We start from the raw sequence: 19,462 nt of genomic DNA, 5'->3' as shown, positions 1-19,462 counted from the left end.
TATACCCGGCCCAAGGGAGGGATGTTCGTCTGGATGACCCTCCCCGAGGGGCTTTCCGCCGAGGTCCTTTTCCAACGGGCCATCGCCGAGAACGTGGCCTTCGTGCCCGGAGGGCCCTTCTTCGCCAATGGAGGCGGGGAGAACACCCTGAGGCTTTCCTACGCCACCCTGGACCGGGAGAGAATCCAAGAGGGCGTGCGGCGCTTGGGACAGGCGCTAAAGGGGCTTTTGGCCGTGGTCTAGGAAGAGGAGGGGTTCCCGCTCCCTCAGGGCCCCTACAAGGGCGTCAAAGAAGGCCTCCCCCGCCTCCAGGGTGGCCTCCAGGTCCAGGAAAAGGCCAGGGGTCCGGCTGTCCACCTCAATGACCCAGTGCCCCTCAATGAGGCCCTGGGCCCACAAGGGAGGCCGCCGCTGGGTCAAATGGGCCAGCCGCTCCTTAAAGCGGTTGTAGCCCTCTTCCCACTCCTCTCCTCCTGCCTTGGCGGCCTTCCCCCCCGCGCTTTTGCCAAAGGCCCCGTGGTCTAAAACCACAACGTAGCCGATGACCACCTCCGGGTAGAGCATCTGGACAGAGGAAACCTCGCCGAGGAGGTCGTCCAATCGGTTGGGGAGGGAACCCAGGGGATTGCGGAGGACCGACTTGAGGGAAAGAAGGAGGCGAGGCTTCTCCCCTGGGTGCTGGATACGTCCCCCTCCCCCGCCGGCGAGGAGGGGGGCGAGCAGGACCACATCCCAGTCCTTCGCCCGGGCAAAACCCCGGACGCTCACTTCACCCCGGCTTCCTCCCAAAAGGCCCCTAAGGCCCCGGGCCTCCAGCCGAGCCATACAGTAGTCCGCCAAAAGATCCCAACGCCTCTTGCTCTGGGCTGGCTTTTCCAGCCCGTCCCAAACCGCAGCCTCTAGGGCCTGCCCTAGCTCCATCTAGTCCCCCACGACCTCCAGCACCTCCCCGGGCACCTCCCGGGCGAAGCGCTCCCGGGCGAGGGCGGCGTAGCCCGGCACCAGCTCCACCCCCAGGGCCCTCCTCCCCCACTTGGCGGCGGCCACCAGGGTGGTCCCGGTCCCGGCGAAGGGGTCTAGGACGGTATCCCCCACGAAGCTGAACATGCGCACGAGCCTCTCGGCAAGGGGCAAGGGGAAGGGCGCGGGGTGGAGGCGGGTGCTCTCCCCTGGGATGTCGTCCCAGATCTGCCGGAAGAAGCGGTGGAAGTCCTCCTTGGGAAGGCGGCTCTTCTCCCGGGCTTCAGGGCTAGGTTTGCGGTAGCCCCCGGGCTTCCTTTGCATGAGGATGTATTCCACCTCCGTCCGGATTATGCCTCCGGGCTCGTAGGGCTTGCCCAGGAAGACGCCGCGCCCCTCCACCTCGAGGCTGGCATTGGTGCGTTTGTACCAGAGGATGGGGTTCAGGTTGTCAAACCCGAGCTTACGGCACCTGACCTGGATGTCGGCATGAAGGGGAAAAACCAAGTGCCGCCCGAAGCGCCTCCTGGCCACGGCCACGTCCCCCACCACGATGATGAGCCTGCCCCCGGGCACGAGGAGGCGGAAGGCCTCGCGCCACACCCGGTCCAGCTCGTCCAAAAAGGCCTCGTAGTCCTCGATGTGGGCCATCTGGCCGGGCACATCCTCATACCGCTTAAGGGTCCAGTAGGGGGGGGAAGTCAAGACCAGATGGACGGAGGCCTCGGGGAATTCGGCAAGCACCTTCCGGGCGTCCCCCACGCGGAGGAAATGGGCCGCTTCCCCAGTAGGGAAAGGCCCCACCGCTTCCCCAACAGGGGGATACCCTGGGGACGGACCCGGACCATGGGCCTCCTCACCCGGAGCCCGCACCGAGACCAAGCCCAAGGGAGCCACCCTGCGAACCGGAGAGCGCTTCATTTGGGGTGATTATACAGGGTCTTCCAAGATGATCCCCTCAGGCCACTCCCCCCCGAGGGCGCCCCAGGCCTTCACCATGTCCCGGGGCACGGGGGCCCGGAACTCCAAGAAGCGCCCGGTCCTAGGGTGGGGGATCCTAAGCTCGCAAGCGTGGAGGGCCTGGCGGGGGATATGGGGGGAGGGCCGGCCGTAAAGCTCGTCCCCCAGGATGGGGGCCTTCAGGTGCTTGAGGTGGACCCGGATCTGGTGGGTACGGCCGGTGTGGGGCCGGGCCTCCACCAGGGCGTAGGGTCCGGCGGTGGCGAGAATGCGGAACTCGGTTTCCGCATACCGGGGCGCAATCCCCCCCACGTGCATCTTGTGCCGCTCCACGGGATGCCGGCCTATGGGGGCGATGAGGGTGCCCTCCTTGGGGTGCCCCTCGGTGATGGCCAGGTAGCGTTTCATCACCAGCCTGTCGCGGAAGGCCCTGGCCAGGGCCTCGAGGGCCCCTCCATGCTTGGCCACCACCAGGACCCCGCTGGTGTCCTTGTCCAGGCGGTGCACGATGCCGGGACGCACCTCCTCGGGCCGCTCGGCCTCCTGGAGAGGGAAGTACCGCCCCAACAGGGCGTTGACCACGGTGCCCGTGTATACCCCGGGAGCCGGATGGGTAAGAAGCCCCGCAGGCTTGTTGAGGACCAGGAGGTCCTCGTCCTCGTAGAGCACCGGGATGGCCAGGTCCTGAGGGGCCACGAAGGGCTTTTCCTCCGGGGGAACCACCAGCACCTCTTCCCCCTTAAGGCGGTAGGAGGGCTTTTCCACCACCTTTTCCCCCACTTGGACCCGGCCCTGGGCGATCCACTCCTGGGCCCGGCTGCGGCTTACCCCGCAGGCCTCGGCCACCGCCTGGTCCAGGCGCACCCCTTCCATGCGAAAGCGCACCACGCTCTCCATGATACGAACCCCGGCGTGGGCCTCGCCACGCCGGGGTCCTGCGGCAGGCTACATGAACCGCTTCCGCCTCTTGTAGGCCTTTACCTCCTTGAAGCTCTTGCGTCCGCCCCCTTTGGCCACCCCCAGGTAGAACTCCTGCACGTCGGGGTTTTCCAGGAGGTAGTCCCGATCCCCCTCCAGGACGATCCGCCCCGTTTCCATGATGTACCCGTAATGGGCGATGGAAAGGGCCACCCGGGCGTTCTGCTCCACCACCAGGACCGTGACCCCCTCCTCGGCGTTCACCCGGGCCACGATGTCAAAGATCTCCCGCACCAAAAGGGGAGCCAGGCCCAAGGAGGGCTCGTCCAGGAGGAGAAGCCGGGGTTTGGCCAAGAGGGCCCGGCCGATGGCGATCATCTGCTGCTCTCCCCCCGAGCAGTACCCGGCCAGGCGGTTCTTGAGCTCGGCCAGGCGAGGGAAGTAATGGTAGATGCGCTCCAGATCCTCCTTAAGATGGCTGTCCTTACGGGTCAAGGTGCCCACCCGCAGGTTCTCCTCCACCGTAAGGTGCTTGAAAACCCGCCGGCCTTCCAGCACCTGGACGATACCCATCCTCACGATCTCCTCGGGGGGGCGATTATGGATGGGCTTTCCCTGGTAGAGGATCTCTCCCCTCACCACCTCCCCGTCCTCGGGAATCAAAAGGCCGGAGATGGCCCGGAGCGTGGTGGTCTTCCCGGCCCCGTTCGGGCCCAAGAGGGCGGTGATGCGCCCCTCGGGGACCTTCAGGGAAACCCCGCGCAGGACCTGGATGATGTCGTGGTAGACCACCTCGATGTTGTTGACCAAAAGGAGGATGGGGCCTAAGTCTTCGGGGCGCGTGGGGTTCAGGCTCATGGCGAAAGGAATGCCCGGGGGAACTCCCCCGGGCCAAAAGTCTTACTTGCCGTAGTGCACCTTGCGGAAGAGGGCCGAGGTGAAGGGCTCGGTCACGGGGACGAAGCGGCCCCCCTTGGCCTCGAGGATCCTCAAGCCCTCCGCCCCGGTGTGCTCGCTCTTGGTGAAGTCGATCTCAATACCCTGCTTGGTGGAAACGGCAAACCCCGGCTTGAAGGCGTTGGGCCCGTTCATCCCCACGAGGGCCTGGTAGACGGTTTCTCCCGTGATGCGCTTGAACCGCTCCTGGGCCCGGCGCATGGCCTCCACCGCAATGGCGGTGGCCAGCATGCCGTTGGTGTAGTTCACGCTCTCCACGATGGCCTGCGGCCGCCCGTACTTCTGCCCGAGCTCCTTCTGCAAGCGGATACCCGGGGCATCCTCGTGGAACATGTAGAAGCTGGTGGCCCAGAGGAACCCCTCCGCCGCATCCCCCGCCAGCTTGATCAGGTCGGGGCCACCGGTGTAGTGGGCCCCAAGCTGCCTCATCTTCTTATCCAGGCCCAGGCGCTTGGCATCCTTCAGGATGTTGGCCACTGGGCCAGCCACGTTCTGGTGGACGATGTACTCCACCCCTGCCGCTTCAAAGCGCTTCAGTAGAGCGGTATTGTCCAGGTTGCCCGCCCCCACCTCCTGGACATCCACGATCTGGAGCCCCAGCTGGGCTGCCGCCTTCCGGGCATCGGCCACCGGGGCCCGGCCGAAGGGAGAGGGATGCACCACCAAGGACACCTTAGCCCCCTTCTTCTCCTTGGCGATGTATTCCAGAAGGGCCACCACCTGCTCGGAGTAGGTGGAGGTGGGGATGAAGAAGTAGTCGTTGTTGGGAGGGTCGATGAGTTCCACGTGCATGGAGGCGGGGATCGTGGGTACCTTCACCTCCTGGATCAAGGACTTGAGCTGCAGGTTGGCCCCGGTGGCGTAGGAAAGGAACACGGGGATCTTGAAGCGGTCCAAGGCCTCCTCAAAGAAGCGCTGGGTGTTGGCGTTGTTGTACTGGTCGTCCCGCACCAGGCAGTTCAGGACCACCCCGGGGATCAGCTTCTTCTCGTTGGCGTACTTGCAATAGTCTTCCACCGCTGCCCCGTAAGGAGCCCCCGCATCCGAGGTGGGGCCGGTGATGGCCCCCGACCACAGGATGGTCACCTGCTGCTGGCCCAAGGCCAGCCCTGCCGCCGCCAGTAGACCGAACCAGAGTTTTCGCATCTGCCTCACCTCCCATTGCCAACCCCATAAGGGGGGTTGCCTAGTACTTAAAGGGCCAGGTGCGGAAGTAGCTTCGCACGATCCGCCACCAGTTGTAAAGCCCCCTGGGCTCAAACATCAGGAAGAGCACGATGATGAGACCAAAGGCCAAGGGCCTTAAGGCGCTGGCCACATCCACCCCGGCCACGCTGAAGCCCAGGGCCTTGATGAGGTTGGAGAGCGCCTCCATGTTCACATCCAAGAGCTCCAGGAAAACCGGCCCCAGGAAACTCCCCACCAGGGTACCCAACCCTCCCACGATGGCCATGGCTAAAAGCTTGATGGAAACCGCAAAGGTGTAGTCCTCTATGACCACGGCCCGGGAAAGGTAGGCGTAAAGCACCCCCGCCACCCCGGCGTAAAAAGCCCCCAGGGCAAAGGCGAAGAGCTTGGTGCGGCCAGGGTCCATGCCCATGGCGTCTGCCGCCCGGTCATTGTCCCTCACCGCCATCAAAGCCCTCCCGTAACGGGTGCGCAGGAGGTTGCGGAAGAAGACCGCAAGAAGGACCAAAACCACCAGGGAAACGTAGTACCAGAAGTGGAAGTGGTTGCGAAAGCCCGCCTCGTATCCCAAAAAGCTGGCCCGGGGCATGTCCATGGCCCCACCCTGCTTTAGAAGAGGCATGTGCCCGACGGTCCACTCAAACACCACCTGGAAGGCCAAGGTGGCCAGGGCCAGGTAGAGGTGCTTCACCCGAAGGCTGGGGATGCCCACCAGGAAGCCGAAAAAGGCCGCCACCAACCCGCCCAAGGGAACCGCCAACCAAAAGGGAAGTCCCTGGGGGGCGAGAAGGGCCGCCGTGTAGGCCCCCACCCCCATGAAGGCCGCCTGACCGATGTTGATGAGGCCGGCGTAACCGGTGATGATGTTCAGCCCCAAAACGGCGATGCTGTAGACCAGGATCAGATCCAGGATGAAAACCTGGGTGCGGGAGAGGAAGAGGGGTAGAACCAGGAGGAAGCTTAGGAAGAGAAGAAGGGAAACCAGCTCCCGGTGGGTGGCAAAGATGCTGGTGTCCTGTTGGTACGAGGTGCGGTAGTTTCCAGTCTGGGCCCAGGGGTTTCTCATACGCGCTCGATCTCCTCCGTGCCAAAAAGGCCATGGGGCTTGAACCAAAGGACCAAAAGCAAAACCAGGAAGGGGAAGACATCCCGGGTGCCCCCACCGGGGATAAAGGGGTCCAGGAAGCCCGCGGCCAGGTTTTCCAAGACCCCGATGAGGATCCCCGCCACCACCGCCCCCGGGATGGAATCCAGCCCTCCCAGGATCACCACGGGAAAAACCCGCAGGCCGATGTGCACCAGGCCGTCCAGGTTGAGGCCGGAGATGGTCCCCACCACCATCCCCGCGGCCGCCGCCGTCAACCCCGCCGCCGCCCAGGCCAAGGCGAAGACCCGTTCCACGGAAACCCCCAGGCTCATGGCCGCCATCTGGTCATCGGCCACGCTGCGCATGGCCACGCCCAGGGTGGAACGCTGGAAAAACCAGGTGAAGGCCAGGAGGAAAAGCAAGGTGAAGGCCACCGCCAGAAGCTGGGCGTACGAGATCTGGACGCCCAAAAGGGTGAGGCCCCCAGCAGGAAGGAAGCTGGGGTAGCTAAAGTTCCCCGCCCCGTAGGGGGTAAGGTGGATGAGGCCGTCCAGCAGGGAGGCCAAGCCGATGGTGGCCATGATGACCGAGATGATGGGCTGGCCCACCAGGCGCTTGAGGAAAACCCGCTCCACCCCAAAGCCCAAAAGGGCGGTCAGGGCCAAGGCCAAGGCCGCCGCCAGGAGGAAGGGTGCCCCCAGGGACACCATGGCCCAGTAGGCCAAAAAGGCCCCTAGGGCGATGAACTGCCCCTGGGCGAAGTTCACCACCCGGCTGGCCTTGTAGATGAGCACAAAGCCCAAAGCTGTCAGGGCGTAGACCAGGCCCAGGACAATGCCGGAAAAAAGGAGCTGTAAGAAGAAGCTCACACCGCCACCTCCTCCCGCAGGTCCAAAACCGGTACCCGGGCCCGCACCCGCTGGACGGTCCCGTCCTGGTAGCGGTATTCCGCCTCCACCTCCACCGCCTCGGCCTGGGAATACAGGGCCTCCACCAAGGGCGCGTACTTCTTGGCGATGAGGCCCCGGCGCACCTTGCCGGTGCGGGTGAGCTCCTCGTCGTCGGCATCCAGAAGTTTGTAGAGCAGGACAAAGCGCCGGATCTTGAGGTCCTCGGGAAGCTCCTGGTTCACCTTCTCCACCTCTTTGCGGACGAGTTCGGCCACCTCGGGCTTCAAGGAGAGGTCCAGGTAAGTGGTGTAGGCCAACCCCCGGTCCTCCGCCCACTTGCCCACCGTCTGGGGATCTATGTTGATGAAGGCCGCCAAATAGGGCTTGCGGTCCCCGAAGACCACCGCCTCCTTGATATACGGGGAGAACTTCAGCTTGTTCTCCACGAACTGGGGACTGAAGACCGTGCCCTTCTCCGTGCGCATCACGTCGGAGAGCCGGTCGATGACCACCAAGTGCCCGTCCTCCGTGAGGTAGCCGGCATCCCCCGTGTGGAGCCAGCCATCCCGGAAGGTTTCCGCCGTGGCCTCGGGGCGCTCCCAGTACCCGGCGCAGACCGCATCGGAGCGGCAGAGGATCTCCCCCTCCTCGCTGATCCGGACCTCGGTGCCGGGGATGGGCAGGCCCACGGTATCGTGGCGCACGTCCCCATCCCGGTGGACGAAGGCGATGCCGATGATCTCGGTCTGGCCGTAGATCTGCTTCAGGTTCACCCCAATGGCGTGGAAGAAGCGGAAGACATCGGGGCCCAGGGCAGCACCCCCTGTATAGGCCCGCCTCAGGCGCAAAAAGCCCAGCTGGTCCCGCAAGGGTCTGAAGAGCACCTGGTCCGCCAGCCAGTAGACCAGGCGTAGCCCGAGAGGCATGGGCTTCCCCCGCATGCGGTAGTCCGCCGCCCGGTAACCTATCTGGAGAAGTTTCTCGTACACGAAGCGGTTGAAGGCGTAGGACTCCGACATGCGCACCCAGATGCTGCTTTGGATGCTCTCCCAGACCCTGGGAGGGCTGAACATCACATGGGGGCCGATCTCCTTCAGGTCCTGCAGGGCGGTTTCCACCGCCTCGGGAAAGTTGACGGCGAAGCCCCCCGTGAGGGCCATGGCCACCGACATCATCTGCTCCCCGATCCAGGCGAGGGGCAAAAAGGAAAGGTAGTCGTCGGTGGGGAGAAGGGGGTCCACCTCCTGGAGGGCCACCCCCATGTGGATGAGGTTGCGGTGGCGGAGCGTGGCCGCCTTGGGCCTTCCCGTGGTGCCGGAGGTGGAGGAGAGGTGGCAGACCTCCTCGGGGCTCGCCTCGAGGAGGAGTCTTTCCACGGCGTCGGGATATTTCCTCCGGTGCTCCCGGCCCCGCTCCAGGACCTCCTCAAAGGAAAGGAGCCAGGGGTCCCGGTAGCTCCGCATGCCCTTGGGATCCTCGTAGATCACGTGGCGGACCTTCGGGATCTCGCTTCGGATCTCGTAGAGCTTGTCCACCTGCTCCTGGTCCTCGGCGAGTACGATGCTGGCCCCCGCGTACTGAAGCATGTAGGCGATCTCGGCGGGAAGGCTGCTTTGGTAAACCCCCACGCTGATCCCCCGGACCGCCTGGGTGCCGAGTTCCGCATAGAGCCACTCCGGGATGTTGTCGGCGATGATGGCCAGCCTCTCCCCCGGTTCGAATCCCAAGGAGAGGAGACCGTGAGCGAAGAGGAGGACCCTCTCGTAGTACTCCGCATAGGTGATCTCGTTCCAGATCCCGTAGTCCTTTTCCCTCAAAGCCACCCTGTCCCCCTCCTGCTCCGCCCTAAGGCGCAGAAGCTGGGGCAGGGTGTAGCGCTTCATCTCGTAGGAGGGCCTTAGGGCCTTCATGCCTCCACCCCCAGGTAGGCCTCCTGAACCCTGGGACTCCTGGCCACCTCCTCCGGCGCCCCCTCGGCGATCACCTGGCCGAAGTCCAGCACATACACCCGGTCGGAGATGTCCATGACCACCCCCAGGTCGTGCTCGATGAGGATCACCGTGGTGCCCTGGGCCCGGATCTCCAGGATGAAGCGGACCATGTCCTCCTTCTCCTCGAGGGTCATTCCCGCCATGGGCTCATCCAGAAGAAGGAGCCTGGGGGAAAGGGAAAGAGCCCGCGCCACCTCCACCCGCTTCCTGACCCCATAGGGGAGGTTTCCCACCAAGGCCTTGCGGTAGGGTTCCAGCTCCATGAAGTCGATGACCTCCTCCACCACCCGGCGGTTCTCCACCTCCTTGGCCAAAGCTTTGCCGTAAAAGACCCCGGCCTGGGCAAGGTTGTAGCCCAGGTGGGTGTGCCGGGCCAGCATGAGGTTTTCCAGCACCGTGAGGCCAGAGAATAGCTCTATGTTCTGGAAGGCGCGGGCGATGCCCAGACGGGTCACCTCGTGGGGGCTTGCGCGGGTGATCTCGTGCCCCCCAAAGAGGATGCGACCTCGCTGGGGATGGTAGAAGCCCGATATGCAGTTTAAAAGGCTAGTCTTCCCCGCCCCGTTGGGGCCGATGACGGAGACCAGCTCCCCCTCCTCCACCGCAAGGGAAACCGACGAAAGAGCAGCCACGCCGCCAAAGGTTAGGGTGATGTTCTCCACCAAAAGCTGGGCCACGGACCTCCTCCCTAACAGCTGTTTGGGGGGAAGTATAAGGGGAAGGCAAAACGGATGTCAACGCTCTCTTGCCAGGGTGTAAAAAACCGTTAGACCCTGTATAGCCCTTCTTATGCTACACTCTTTAAGGTATTGGGGGCCAAGGCCCCAGGGAGGGAAATGGATGAAAAGGACCTGGCAACCCAACCGGAGGAAGCGGGCCAAGACCCACGGCTTCCGGGCCCGCATGAGGACCCCAGGCGGCAGGAAGGTGTTGAAGCGGAGAAGGCAGAAGGGCCGCTGGCGCCTCACCCCCAGGGTGAACGCCTGAGCCAACCCCCCCCTGCAGCGGGGGGTAAACTCCTTTCCCTAAAGGGCGACCGGGCATTCCAAAGGCTCCGCCAAGGACGCATGGGGCGGGGCCGTTTTTTGAACGTGAAGTGGCTCCCCGCCTCCGAGCTCAGGGTGGGGATCGTGGTGTCCAAGAAGGTGGGCAAGGCGGTGGTGCGCAACCGCATCAAGCGCCGCCTAAGGGAGATCCTCCGCCGCCTCCACCTCCCCAGGGCCCACCTCCTGGTGATCGCAAGCCCCGAGGCCCGGGAGGCCACCTACGCCGAGCTCTTCCAAGACCTCATCCGCGCCCTCAAGAAGAGCGGGCTGATACAATAGGCGGCGTGCGCGGCTTACTGATCCTTCTGGTCAAGGCATACCGCAGGTTCATCTCCCCCCTCAAACCCAAGACCTGCCGCTTCCACCCCACCTGTTCCGCTTATGCCCTCGAGGCCCTGGAGCGCCACGGGGCCTTATGGGGTAGCTACCTGGCGGCCAGGCGCATCCTGAAATGCCATCCCCTGCACCCCGGGGGACTGGACCCGGTGCCCCTGGTCTTCCCACCCAGGAGAACCGTTAAGACCCACAAGGAGGCACGATGAAAAGGCTTTTACCCCTCCTTTTCCTGCTGGGCTTTAGCGCCCTGGCCCTCGAGGCGGGCTTCAAGGACCAGGACGTAAACGGGGACGGGGTGCCGGAGAAGATTGCCGTCACCAACCTCATGGACCTGGCCTTTGACCAGAAGGGCCAGGTGGTGGGCTGGTACGTGAAGACCTACAAGGGCACGGCCTTCAACGACTACACCCGCGCCCCCAACCTGAGCGGCAACGGCCCCGTGGTGGCCCCGGTGGGCTTCACCCCGGAGAAAGCGGAGTACCAGGTGGAGGATGGCCGCCTTCTGGCCCGTTTCCAGGGCCAAGAGGGCACCCTCACCTACCGCATCGAAAAGGGGCGGTACACCGTCCAGATCAGCGCCGACTTCCCCCTCACCCTGAGGCTTTCCGCCCAGGGAAGCCCCAAGGTGCTCCTACAAGGGCAAACGGAACCCACCCCGAGCGGGGAGGGCCAGCTGGTTTACCTGGCCTGGCAGACCAAGCCCAAGGCGGGCTATGCCCTGGTGGCCTTCGCCCAAAGGGCCTTTTCGGGGAAGCTGGTGGGCAAGGAGGCCACCCTTACCCTGACTCCCGGGGAGACCCTCAAGGTCTACGGGGGCCAGAACGAGCTGGTGCGCTTCCACGTGGAGGGCCTTCTCTCCCTTCCTGGCCTCTTTTCCCCCAACATCTGGGGGCAGCTTTCCCTGGGGCTTCTCTGGCTCATGGAGGTGGCCTTCCGCCACACGGGTAGCTGGGGCCTGGCCATCCTCTTCCTGACCCTGGTGGTACGCCTCCTCCTTTGGCCCCTCATGCACCAGCAGTTCAAGAGCATGGCGGAGATGCAACGCCTCCAGCCCCTCATCCAGAAGATCAACGAGAAGTACAAGGACGACCCCAACAAGCGGGCGGAGGCCACCATGAAGCTCTATCAGGAGCATAAGGTAAACCCCGCCGCCGGCTGCCTCCCCCTTTTCATCCAGATGCCCATCCTCTTCATCCTCTGGAAGGTGATCGCCAACTACGAGTTCGGCCAGGGCCTCCTCTGGATCCCCGACCTGGCCCTCCCCGACCCCTTCTACATCCTCCCCGCCCTCTACGTGGCCTCCACCTTCCTCTCCACCTGGCTTTCCGCCCACGGGAACAAGGACCTCATCCGGCAAAGCCTCTTCATGAACCTGATCTTCATCTTCCTGGTCCTGCAGTTCCCCGCAGGGGTGACCCTCTACTGGGTGCTCTCCAACCTCATCGGCCTGGTGCAGCAGTGGCTGATCAACAAAAGCCTCAAGCCCTTAGCGGCGTAAACTGAGGGCATGGACGAGAAGAAAAAGAGCATCGACGACCTCCTCTCCGACCTGGGGGTGCTGGAAGAGGCCCCGGTGGGGGTGGAGTTAAAAGAGGCGGGGAAAGCCAGCCCCACGCAAAAAGGGCCCAAAGAGGTGCTGGAGAGCTTCCTGGTGGGCCTTTTGCTGCGCCTGGACCCCGCCCACTACGTGGAGATCCGCCAGGAGGGGAACCTCCTCAAGGCGGAGGTCAAGGGTGGAGACCTGGGGCGCTTTATCGGCAAGGAGGGGCGCACCTTAAAGGCCGTGGAGTACCTGGCCGGGGTGGTGCTGGCCAAGCACTTCGGCAGCGCCTACCGGGTGATCCTGGATGCCGCCGGTTACCGCAAGCGGCAGGAGGACAAGATCCGCAAGATCGCCGAGGATGCCGCCCTCACCGTGGCCATGACCCAGGAGCCCCTGCACCTTCCCCCCATGCGCCCCTCGGAAAGGCGGATCGTGCACATGCTCCTAAAAAACCACCCCCAGGTGACCACGGAAAGCCAGGGGGAAGGAGAGGAGCGGCACGTGGTGGTCTACCCCCGTGGTCAGGCTCCTTCGGGAACTCAAGACCAGGCTTAGGGCAGCGGGGCTTCCCGAAGGGGAAGCCCTGGACCTGTTGGCCCTGGCCTCGAGGCTTTCCCGGAAGGACCTGCTCCTAAGGCTCCTCGAGGCTCCACCCCCGGGCACCGAGGAAAGGGCCCGGGCCCTCTTGGAAAAGCGCCTTGCGGGCTACCCCTTGCAGTACCTTTTAGGGGAGGTGGAGTTCTTCGGCCTACCCCTGAAGGTGGCCGAGGGGGTCCTTATTCCCCGTCCCGAAACCGAAGGCCTAGTGGAGCTGGCCCTTAGGCTTCCCTTGCCCAAGGCTCCCCGCATCCTGGACGTGGGCACGGGCACAGGCTCCATCGCCTTGGCCCTCAAAGCGCACCTGCCCGAGGCTTTGGTCTTTGCCACCGACATAGATGAAAGAGCCCTGGCCTTGGCGGAGGAAAACGCCGAGCGCCTGGGACTTAAGGTTCACTTCCTGAAGGCCCCCCTCACGGGAGGCCTACGGGACCTGGATCTGGTGGTGGCCAATCCCCCCTACCTACCCCTGGGCTACCGGGAAATGGCTCCCCTCGAGCTGGCCCACGAGAACCCCTTGGCCCTCTACGCTGGGGAGGAAGGCCTGGCTGTGGCCCGTCCCCTGGCGGAGGAGGCCTTTGAGGCCCTCAAACCCGGCGGATTTCTCCTCCTGGAGCTCGCCCCGGAGAACGTCCAACTCCTGGCGGAAGAGCTTAAAGCCAAGGGATGGGAAGACGTGGAGGTGCTACAGGACCTAGCGGGTCGGGACCGGTACCTCCGGGCCCGGAGGCCCTCCCAGGAGCTGGAAGGAGAGAAGGGGCCTCTCCGTGGTCCATAGCTCCTTGGCGGCCACCACCCCCACCCGCACCACTCCCCGTTTCCCTTGAAGAAGGGCAAGGCCGCGGGCCAGCTCCTCGGGAGAGGGAAAGGTGGCGTATTCCGGGGCATACCCCGCCTGCAAAAGCCGTTGCCGCACGGCCTCCCCCAGGCCCTCGAGGGCCTCCTGGTTGCGGGCCTGGGTGGATAGGCGGAAGGTGCGGGCGGCCAGAACCTCCCCGGCGGCGAAGGCCTTGCGCTCAGGATAAAAGCGCACCCGCACCAAAAGCCTCCCCTCCCGGTACCCCGCCCCCTCCAGCACCGCAAGCCCCGGGCCTTGGGGCGCCTCCAAAAGCTCCACCCCCCGGAAACCCTGGAGAAGGGCCCGGCGCTCGGCCACCCGCTCCAAGGCCTCCCTCCCCTCCTCCGCCCCCAGGCGCACCTCCCCCAGGTAGAGACCCTGGCTGAGCCGAATCAGGCTCTGGGCCAGCTGGCCCCTCTCCCCCTGCAGCACCTCCGCCTGCACCAGGAGGTTTCTCACCCGTTCCTCCGTCTGGCGGAGCTCCTCCCGGGCCTTGCTCAAGCTGGCCTTAAGGGCCTCCACCTCCTCTGCCAGGGCCTGGCGCTGCCTTCGGGCCTCCTCCAGGCGGGCAAGAGCCCCCAGAACCTCCTCCTGAAGGCGCTTCCTCTCCGCCAGAAGCCTAGCCTTTTCCCCTTCCGCCCGCTCCGCTGCCTGTTGCAGGGCAAGGAGGCGGCTCTCCAGGGCCTTGAGCTCCCTGGTCCTCTCGGAGAGCGCCCGGTTCCTTTCCTCAAGAAGCTGGGAAAGAGCCTGGCGCTCCGCCTCGAGGGTAGCCCGCTCCCTTCCCAGGGCCTGCACCTGGGAGGCCAGGGCCTTGGCCTCTTCCTCCAGGCGTTTCCTCACCTGGTTGGCCTGCTCCAGGGCCCGGGAAAGATCCTTTCGCTCCTCCCGCAGGACATGGAGCTCCGCCAGGGTCCTGCTGGCCTCGGCCTCCATGGCCGCCTTGGCCTCCAGGAGGACCTGCCGCTCCCTCCTAAGCTGGTCCCGCTCAGCCCGGATGGCCTGGGCCTCGAGGATCACCTCCCTGGCCTCCCGAAACACCAGGAGGAACCCCAGGTAGCTGAAAAGGGCGATCCCCACCCCGGTGAGCACCGCCACCAGGGTGGCCGTCTGCCGGGGCCTGAGGCCAAAAAGGCGGTAGTGCCGCTTCCCCGCCCACTTGGCCACCCTATCCCCCAGATAGGCCACCAAGGCGGCCAGGAGGAGGATCAGGATGAGGAGGGCCCAGAAGGTCATGGCTTAAAGCTCGTAGTCCTCTCCCAGGTAGTGCCGCCTTACCCCCTGGTCCCGGGCAAAGGTATCGGGATCCCCGTGGAAGAGGATCTGGCCGTCATACATCACGTAGACCCGGTCGGTGATGGCCAGGGTCTCCCGCACCGCATGGTCGGTGATGAAAACCCCCACCCCCCGCCTCTCCCGGAGCTCGGCGATGACCTTTTGGATCTCCTTCACGTTCTTGGGGTCCACCCCGGTAAAAGGCTCGTCCAGAAGGATGAAATCGGGGTCGGTGCACAGGGCCCGCGCCATCTCAAGCCGCCTCCTTTCCCCACCGGAAAGGGCGTAGGCCATCTGGTCCTTGAGGTGGTAGATGGCCAGTTCCTCCAAAAGGGCCTTGGCCTTCTCCAGGCGCTCCGCCCGGGAAAGGGGCTGGAACTCCAAGACGGCCAGGAGGTTCTCCAGCACCGTCATCCGGCGGAAGGCGGAAGGCTCCTGGGGCAGGTAGCCCAAACCCAGCCGGGCCCGGCGGTACATGGGAAGCTGGCTTATTTCCCGTCCCTTAAGGAAGATCCGCCCCCCCGTGGGACGGATAAAGCCCACCATCATGTAGAAGGTGGTGGTCTTCCCCGCCCCGTTGGGGCCGAAGAGGGCCACGATCTCCCCGCGCTTGAGGCTCAGGTCCACCCCCCGCACCACCTCCCTGGGGCCGTAGCGCTTGCGCAACCCTTCTGCCAGAAGCTCCCCGTCCATTACCCTAAAGCCTAAGCCCCAACCTTTAGTCCCGGGTGAGATAATGGGCGAGGTATGGTGGTGACCCGCATCGCCCCAAGCCCCACGGGGGACCCCCACGTGGGGACGGCGTATATCGCCCTTTTCAACTACGTCTGGGCCAGGAAGAACGGGGGGCGCTTCCTGGTGCGCATCGAGGACACCGACCGCACCCGCTATGTGCCGGGGGCGGAGGAGCGCATCCTGGCCGCCTTGAAGTGGCTCGGCATCTCCTACGACGAGGGGCCGGATATCGGCGGGCCCCACGCCCCTTACCGGCAGTCGGAACGGCTACCCCTCTACCAAAAGCACGCCGAGGAACTCCTCAGGCGGGGGTGGGCCTACCGGGCCTTCGAGACCCCGGAGGAGCTGGAACGAATCCGCAAGGAAAAGGGGGGCTACGACGGCCGCGCCCGCAACATCCCCCCCGAGGAAGCCGAGGAAAGGGCAAAAAGGGGCGAGCCCCACGTGATCCGCCTAAAGGTGCCGAGGCCCGGCACCACCGAGGTGAGGGACGAGCTCAGGGGGGTGGTGGTCTACGACAACCAGGAGATCCCCGACGTGGTCCTCCTCAAGTCCGATGGGTACCCCACCTACCACCTGGCCAACGTGGTGGACGACCACCTCATGGGGGTAACGGATGTGATACGGGCCGAGGAATGGCTGGTTTCCACCCCCATCCACGTTCTCCTCTACCGGGCCTTCGGCTGGGAGGTGCCCAAGTTCTACCACATGCCCCTCCTTAGAAACCCCGACAAGACCAAGATCAGCAAGCGGAAGAGCCACACCTCCCTGGAGTGGTACCGGGCCGAGGGGTTCTTGCCCGAGGCCCTGCGCAACTACCTGGCCCTCATGGGCTTTTCCATGCCCGACGGGCGGGAGATCTTCACCCTCGAGGAGCTCATCGAGGCCTTCACCTGGGAGCGGGTGTCCCTGGGAGGCCCGGTCTTCGACCTGGAGAAGCTCCGCTGGCTCAATGGCAAGTACATCCGCGAGGTCCTCCCCCTCGAGGAGGTGGCGGAGCGGGCGAAGCCCTTTTTGCAGGCGGCCGGGCTTTCCTGGCCCAGCGAGGCCTACCTGAGGCGGGCGGTGGAGCTCATGCGCCCCCGGTTTGACACCCTCAAGGAGCTTCCGGAAAAGGCCCCTTACCTGTTCAGCGAGGACTACCCTTTCACGGAAAAGGCCCTGGAGAAGATGAGGGAAGGCCTTCCCGTGCTTCGCGAGGTGGAGCCCCTCCTCCGGGCCCAGGAGGACTGGAGCGAGGCTGCCCTGGACGCCCTCCTCCGGGGCTTCGCCCAGGAGCGGGGCCTTAAACTCGGCCAGGTGGCCCAGCCCTTACGGGCCGCCCTCACGGGAAGCCTGGAAACCCCGGGGCTTTTCGAGATCATGGCCCTTCTCGGCAAGGAGCGGGTCCTCGCCCGGCTGGCCCGGGCCCTGGCGGGAGGAACTTCGTGAAACACCCCACAAGCCAGGGTATACTGGAGCCATGAGGCGGGTTCTCCTTACTCTCCTTCTCGTTTTGGGAATGGCCAGCGCCCAGAGCGCCATTCAGATGCGGTTTGGCTATGGGGAAAGCCTTGGGCTCACCTTCGGGGCGGGGCTGGAAAACCGCCTGCGGCAGAACCTCTCGGGCCGGCTTTCCGCCATGCTGGCCCCGGCAGCCCCGGGTGTGGCCCTGGAGGGAGCCCTCCTCTTCAAACCCGACCTGGGCCAGTACGACCCCAGCCTGAAGGGCCTCCTCCCCTACTTCGGCGGGGGGCTCAGCGCCGTGGTGGGGCCAAGCCTCACCGCCGGGGTGAGCTTCACCGGGGGGCTGGAGGGCCTTCTGGACCCCTACACGGGGCTTTTTGCCGAGGCCACCTACGTGTACGGCTTCGCCAACTTCCCCAAGGTCTGGCACTTCACCCTGGGGGTAAGTTTCCGCTAAAGGCCCTAAGGCGGGGTGCGGGGGCTTGCAAAATAGGGAAACGATGGGCTTCTTTGACCGATTGAAAGCCGGCCTCGCCAAGACGCGGGAAACCCTCCTCAAGGCCATCCCCTGGGGCGGAAGCCCGGAGGAGGTCCTGGAGGAGCTGGAAATGGCCCTCCTTGCCGCCGACGTGGGCCTCGAGGCCACCGAGGAGCTCCTGGCCGAGGTAAGGGCCTCGGGGCGGAAGGACCTGAAGGAGGCCGTTAAGGAGAAACTTGTCCAGATGCTGGAGCCGGACGAGCGCCGGGCCACCTTGAGGAAGCTTGGCTTCCGCCCGCAAAACCCCAAGCCCATAGAACCCCAGGGCCACGTGGTCCTGGTGGTGGGGGTGAACGGGGTGGGCAAGACCACCACCATCGCCAAGCTGGGCCGCTACTACCGGAACCTGGGCAAGAAGGTGATGTTCTGCGCCGGGGACACCTTCCGCGCCGCCGGGGGAGCCCAGCTTTCCGAGTGGGGGAAACGCCTGGACATCCCCGTGATCCAGGGGCCGGAAGGAGCCGACCCCGCCGCTTTGGCCTTTGATGCGGCAAGCGCCCGGAAAGCCAGGGGCTACGACCTCCTCCTGGTGGACACCGCAGGCCGCCTCCACACCAAGCACAACCTGATGGAGGAGCTGAAGAAGGTGAAGCGGGCCATCGCCAAGGCCGATCCCGAGGAGCCCAAGGAGGTCTGGCTGGTGCTGGATGCCGTCACCGGGCAAAACGGCCTGGAGCAGGCCAAGCGCTTCCACGAGGCGGTGGGGCTCACCGGGGTCATCGTCACCAAGCTGGACGGCACCGCCAAGGGCGGGGTCCTCATCCCCATCGTGCGCACCCTTAAGGTGCCCATCCGGTTCATCGGGGTGGGGGAAGGCCCGGAGGACCTCCAGCCCTTTGACCCCGAGGCCTTCGTGGAGGCCCTGCTGGAGGCCTAATACCACCCCATGTGGGCTTGCGCCAGAACGTAGCTTCGCTGACGCATGGGGGCCCCGGTAGGGAGTCTCCGTGGAGTCTTTTGGTAACCTGGAAGCGCAGGAACCAAAAGCAAAGGGTATGAGAGGCTGTCGTAAAACCCTCCCACCCCACCTCAGGCGGCCCTGGCTAGCCGCTTCACCAGCAAGCGTAGCATGCCTAAATACATCCAGGCCTCCGTCACCTCAGGATGGTACTCGTAATCCTTCCCCAACCGTCGGTTCCACCCCATCCAAGCAAAAGTCCGCTCCACCACCCACCGCTTGGGCAAAGGCTTAAACCCCCGCTCCCGGGGAATCTCCGGCACTTCCGCATCAACCGCCCCCTCCCGCACCCAAACCCCACGCACCCCCGCATAGGGACGGGCCACCACCTCCAGCTCCAACCCCAAGGAAGTCGCCAGCCCCTTGCTGCTTCCCCGTTAGGGGAACACCTTGTGACCCCGGTACCCCCAGTCCACGGTCAGCCCGAAGGGCTATCTTGGAGAGCTTGCGCACCCGGGGCCACAAGGAAAGGTCCATCCCCAAGAGCAAGGCCTCCCCACCCCACTTGTCGTGCTCGTTGGCCGGATGGACAAAGGCTTTCAAGAGACGGCCCCCCGTATCCGTCAGGATCTGCCGCTGCAAGATTAGCCCTTGCGGGCTGACCCTCCCTTTGACCTTTTTCGCCCCGTCGTTTCCCCGGGGCCCCCTTTTTCCGTGGTCTGCAAGATACGGGCTATGCCCGTGACCACGGACTGGCTATCCATCACCAGGGCGCTTGGAGAGGCGTATCGCCCCTCCCGCTCCCGGTCCCGGCGGGCTAGGGCCTGGACGGCTTTCTCCCAAACTCCCTCCTTCTGCCACTTGCGGAAGTAGTGGTAGACGGTGGACCAATGGGGGAGGTCATGAGGCATAGCCCGCCACTTGATGCCGTTTTCTAGGGCGTAACGTGCTTCCCCTTTAGGGGAACACCTTCTGGATGGCGTTGACGATTTCCCGCCTGGGTACCTTGGCGGGTCGGCCACCGGGTTTTGGGGCGGGGTCACGGGCGAAGACCGTATCTTGGTAAGGGGGTCAAGGTAGCCCTTTCGGGCTGACCCAGGATGGCCCACTCTGCATCAGTCAAGTCGCTGGGATATACTCTGCGAGAGTTCACCCCTCAAGCATACCCCCACTTTTACGACAGTCTCTGAGACGGCACAAATGCCTCCTTGAGAGGGTGTAAAAAGCAAACCTCAACGCCAAAGGTGTGTTAGACCTTTAGA

At 64.8% G+C, this 19,462-nt stretch carries 23 protein-coding genes; 10 read left to right on the top strand and 13 right to left on the bottom strand.

Features of this window, described 5'->3' with window-relative positions:
- On the top strand, nt 1–243 hold a 243-nt coding region (locus TNMX_RS09050), incomplete at its 5' end, for an aminotransferase class I/II-fold pyridoxal phosphate-dependent enzyme (RefSeq protein WP_156919448.1).
- Here the strand turns inward: TNMX_RS09050 and TNMX_RS09045 are convergent.
- Genes TNMX_RS09045 through TNMX_RS09005 form a run of 9 tightly spaced genes read right to left on the bottom strand, consistent with a single transcriptional unit; the run spans nt 217 to nt 9,628 of the window.
- Nucleotides 217–921, bottom strand: a complete 705-nt coding sequence (locus TNMX_RS09045) for a hypothetical protein (protein WP_015716494.1) — start codon at nt 919–921, stop codon at nt 217–219. The two genes, TNMX_RS09050 and TNMX_RS09045, sit on opposite strands and share 27 nt — an antisense overlap.
- Nucleotides 922–1,881 (bottom strand): site-specific DNA-methyltransferase, encoded by a 960-nt coding sequence (locus tag TNMX_RS09040; RefSeq protein ID WP_038031443.1) that lies wholly within the window; start codon nt 1,879–1,881, stop codon nt 922–924.
- A 9-nt stretch (nt 1,882–1,890) separates the two neighbouring features.
- Complete coding sequence (locus TNMX_RS09035) at nt 1,891–2,808, bottom strand: RluA family pseudouridine synthase (RefSeq protein ID WP_156919447.1); 918 nt, start codon at nt 2,806–2,808, stop codon at nt 1,891–1,893.
- 57 nt (nt 2,809–2,865) lie between these two features.
- Nucleotides 2,866–3,696, bottom strand: coding sequence for an ABC transporter ATP-binding protein (locus TNMX_RS09030; RefSeq protein WP_038031431.1), 831 nt, complete (start codon nt 3,694–3,696; stop codon nt 2,866–2,868).
- A 42-nt stretch (nt 3,697–3,738) separates the two neighbouring features.
- Nucleotides 3,739–4,941 (bottom strand): ABC transporter substrate-binding protein, encoded by a 1,203-nt coding sequence (locus tag TNMX_RS09025; protein ID WP_038031429.1) that lies wholly within the window; start codon nt 4,939–4,941, stop codon nt 3,739–3,741.
- 40 nt (nt 4,942–4,981) lie between these two features.
- Nucleotides 4,982–6,049, bottom strand: coding sequence for a branched-chain amino acid ABC transporter permease (locus tag TNMX_RS09020; protein WP_038031427.1), 1,068 nt, complete (start codon nt 6,047–6,049; stop codon nt 4,982–4,984).
- Complete coding sequence (locus TNMX_RS09015; RefSeq protein ID WP_038031425.1) at nt 6,046–6,939, bottom strand: branched-chain amino acid ABC transporter permease; 894 nt, start codon at nt 6,937–6,939, stop codon at nt 6,046–6,048. The genes TNMX_RS09020 and TNMX_RS09015 overlap by 4 nt, the downstream gene beginning before the upstream one ends.
- Complete coding sequence (locus TNMX_RS09010) at nt 6,936–8,870, bottom strand: long-chain fatty acid--CoA ligase (RefSeq protein ID WP_038031423.1); 1,935 nt, start codon at nt 8,868–8,870, stop codon at nt 6,936–6,938. Before TNMX_RS09010 ends, TNMX_RS09015 begins: the two co-directional genes overlap by 4 nt.
- Nucleotides 8,867–9,628 carry an ABC transporter ATP-binding protein gene (locus tag TNMX_RS09005; protein ID WP_038031422.1) on the bottom strand — a complete coding sequence of 254 codons (762 nt, stop codon included), beginning with the start codon at nt 9,626–9,628 and terminating at the stop codon, nt 8,867–8,869. The genes TNMX_RS09010 and TNMX_RS09005 overlap by 4 nt, the downstream gene beginning before the upstream one ends.
- A 163-nt stretch (nt 9,629–9,791) precedes the next feature.
- Here TNMX_RS09005 and rpmH point away from each other — a divergent pair, with 163 nt between their 5' ends.
- The 6 genes from rpmH to prmC all read left to right on the top strand — a co-directional run bounded on the left by rpmH (nt 9,792) and on the right by prmC (nt 13,251).
- Nucleotides 9,792–9,938, top strand: coding sequence for a 50S ribosomal protein L34 (gene rpmH, locus TNMX_RS09000; protein WP_015716485.1), 147 nt, complete (start codon nt 9,792–9,794; stop codon nt 9,936–9,938).
- Between the two features lie 80 nt (nt 9,939–10,018).
- Nucleotides 10,019–10,276: a ribonuclease P protein component gene (gene rnpA / locus TNMX_RS08995; protein ID WP_253269388.1), complete on the top strand. Its 258-nt coding sequence runs from the start codon at nt 10,019–10,021 to the stop codon at nt 10,274–10,276.
- Between the two features lie 5 nt (nt 10,277–10,281).
- The gene (yidD, locus tag TNMX_RS08990; RefSeq protein ID WP_028494567.1) at nt 10,282–10,539 is read left to right on the top strand and encodes a membrane protein insertion efficiency factor YidD; all 258 of its coding nucleotides are present in this window, start codon (nt 10,282–10,284) and stop codon (nt 10,537–10,539) included.
- On the top strand, nt 10,536–11,831 hold the full coding sequence (locus tag TNMX_RS08985; RefSeq protein WP_038031421.1) for a YidC/Oxa1 family membrane protein insertase: 1,296 nt from the start codon (nt 10,536–10,538) through the stop codon (nt 11,829–11,831). The genes yidD and TNMX_RS08985 overlap by 4 nt, the downstream gene beginning before the upstream one ends.
- 9 nt (nt 11,832–11,840) lie before the next feature.
- Nucleotides 11,841–12,431: a R3H domain-containing nucleic acid-binding protein gene (locus TNMX_RS08980; protein WP_038031420.1), complete on the top strand. Its 591-nt coding sequence runs from the start codon at nt 11,841–11,843 to the stop codon at nt 12,429–12,431.
- Entirely contained in the window at nt 12,394–13,251 is an 858-nt protein-coding gene (prmC, locus tag TNMX_RS08975) for a peptide chain release factor N(5)-glutamine methyltransferase (protein ID WP_038031419.1), read from the top strand. Before TNMX_RS08980 ends, prmC begins: the two co-directional genes overlap by 38 nt.
- Here prmC and TNMX_RS08970 read toward each other — a convergent pair.
- Together TNMX_RS08970 and lptB are read right to left on the bottom strand one after the other, a co-directional pair.
- The gene (locus TNMX_RS08970) at nt 13,168–14,544 is read right to left on the bottom strand and encodes a DUF3084 domain-containing protein (RefSeq protein ID WP_038031418.1); all 1,377 of its coding nucleotides are present in this window, start codon (nt 14,542–14,544) and stop codon (nt 13,168–13,170) included. The genes prmC and TNMX_RS08970 overlap by 84 nt on opposite strands.
- Before the next feature lie 3 nt (nt 14,545–14,547).
- Nucleotides 14,548–15,276, bottom strand: a complete 729-nt coding sequence (lptB, locus tag TNMX_RS08965; RefSeq protein WP_015716479.1) for an LPS export ABC transporter ATP-binding protein — start codon at nt 15,274–15,276, stop codon at nt 14,548–14,550.
- A gap of 54 nt (nt 15,277–15,330) precedes the next feature.
- On the opposite strand from lptB, the gene gltX reads away from it, so the two are divergent.
- From gltX to ftsY, 3 genes are read left to right on the top strand one after another with little or no spacing between them, the layout of a single operon-like run.
- Nucleotides 15,331–16,749, top strand: coding sequence for a glutamate--tRNA ligase (gene gltX, locus TNMX_RS08960; RefSeq protein ID WP_015716478.1), 1,419 nt, complete (start codon nt 15,331–15,333; stop codon nt 16,747–16,749).
- 31 nt (nt 16,750–16,780) lie between these two features.
- Nucleotides 16,781–17,221, top strand: coding sequence for a hypothetical protein (locus TNMX_RS08955; RefSeq protein WP_015716477.1), 441 nt, complete (start codon nt 16,781–16,783; stop codon nt 17,219–17,221).
- Nucleotides 17,222–17,264: 43 nt separating this feature from the next.
- Nucleotides 17,265–18,179 carry a signal recognition particle-docking protein FtsY gene (gene ftsY, locus TNMX_RS08950; RefSeq protein ID WP_038031416.1) on the top strand — a complete coding sequence of 305 codons (915 nt, stop codon included), beginning with the start codon at nt 17,265–17,267 and terminating at the stop codon, nt 18,177–18,179.
- 152 nt (nt 18,180–18,331) lie between these two features.
- Here the strand turns inward: ftsY and TNMX_RS12885 are convergent, their stop codons facing one another.
- Nucleotides 18,332–18,601, bottom strand: a complete 270-nt coding sequence (locus TNMX_RS12885) for a transposase (protein WP_172640113.1) — start codon at nt 18,599–18,601, stop codon at nt 18,332–18,334.
- 243 nt (nt 18,602–18,844) lie between these two features.
- Nucleotides 18,845–19,222, bottom strand: coding sequence for a transposase (locus tag TNMX_RS13025; RefSeq protein ID WP_126164926.1), 378 nt, complete (start codon nt 19,220–19,222; stop codon nt 18,845–18,847).
- Between the last annotated feature and the right edge of the window lie 240 nt (nt 19,223–19,462).

It is taken from the genome of Thermus sp. NMX2.A1 (genome assembly GCF_000511705.1).
GTDB lineage: Bacteria > Deinococcota > Deinococci > Deinococcales > Thermaceae > Thermus > Thermus scotoductus.
The sequence above is the reverse complement of the archived record's forward strand: the minus strand, read 5'-3'. Positions and strand labels throughout refer to the sequence as shown.

Bases quoted from the DNA above. Each gene is read 5' to 3' on its own strand.
- gltX (WP_015716478.1), top strand. From the start codon at position 15,331: ATGGTGGTGACCCGCATCGCCCCAAGCCCCACGGGGGACCCCCACGTG.
- TNMX_RS09040 (WP_038031443.1), bottom strand. From the start codon at position 1,881: ATGAAGCGCTCTCCGGTTCGCAGGGTGGCTCCCTTGGGCTTGGTCTCG.
- TNMX_RS08980 (WP_038031420.1), top strand. From the start codon at position 11,841: ATGGACGAGAAGAAAAAGAGCATCGACGACCTCCTCTCCGACCTGGGG.
- ftsY (WP_038031416.1), top strand. From the start codon at position 17,265: ATGGGCTTCTTTGACCGATTGAAAGCCGGCCTCGCCAAGACGCGGGAA.
- TNMX_RS09010 (WP_038031423.1), bottom strand. From the start codon at position 8,870: ATGAAGGCCCTAAGGCCCTCCTACGAGATGAAGCGCTACACCCTGCCC.
- TNMX_RS09020 (WP_038031427.1), bottom strand. From the start codon at position 6,049: ATGAGAAACCCCTGGGCCCAGACTGGAAACTACCGCACCTCGTACCAA.
- rnpA (WP_253269388.1), top strand. From the start codon at position 10,019: ATGGGGCGGGGCCGTTTTTTGAACGTGAAGTGGCTCCCCGCCTCCGAG.
- TNMX_RS09045 (WP_015716494.1), bottom strand. From the start codon at position 921: ATGGAGCTAGGGCAGGCCCTAGAGGCTGCGGTTTGGGACGGGCTGGAA.
- TNMX_RS09025 (WP_038031429.1), bottom strand. From the start codon at position 4,941: ATGCGAAAACTCTGGTTCGGTCTACTGGCGGCGGCAGGGCTGGCCTTG.
- TNMX_RS08955 (WP_015716477.1), top strand. From the start codon at position 16,781: ATGAGGCGGGTTCTCCTTACTCTCCTTCTCGTTTTGGGAATGGCCAGC.
- TNMX_RS08970 (WP_038031418.1), bottom strand. From the start codon at position 14,544: ATGACCTTCTGGGCCCTCCTCATCCTGATCCTCCTCCTGGCCGCCTTG.
- TNMX_RS08985 (WP_038031421.1), top strand. From the start codon at position 10,536: ATGAAAAGGCTTTTACCCCTCCTTTTCCTGCTGGGCTTTAGCGCCCTG.
- rpmH (WP_015716485.1), top strand. From the start codon at position 9,792: ATGAAAAGGACCTGGCAACCCAACCGGAGGAAGCGGGCCAAGACCCAC.
- lptB (WP_015716479.1), bottom strand. From the start codon at position 15,276: ATGGACGGGGAGCTTCTGGCAGAAGGGTTGCGCAAGCGCTACGGCCCC.
- TNMX_RS09030 (WP_038031431.1), bottom strand. From the start codon at position 3,696: ATGAGCCTGAACCCCACGCGCCCCGAAGACTTAGGCCCCATCCTCCTT.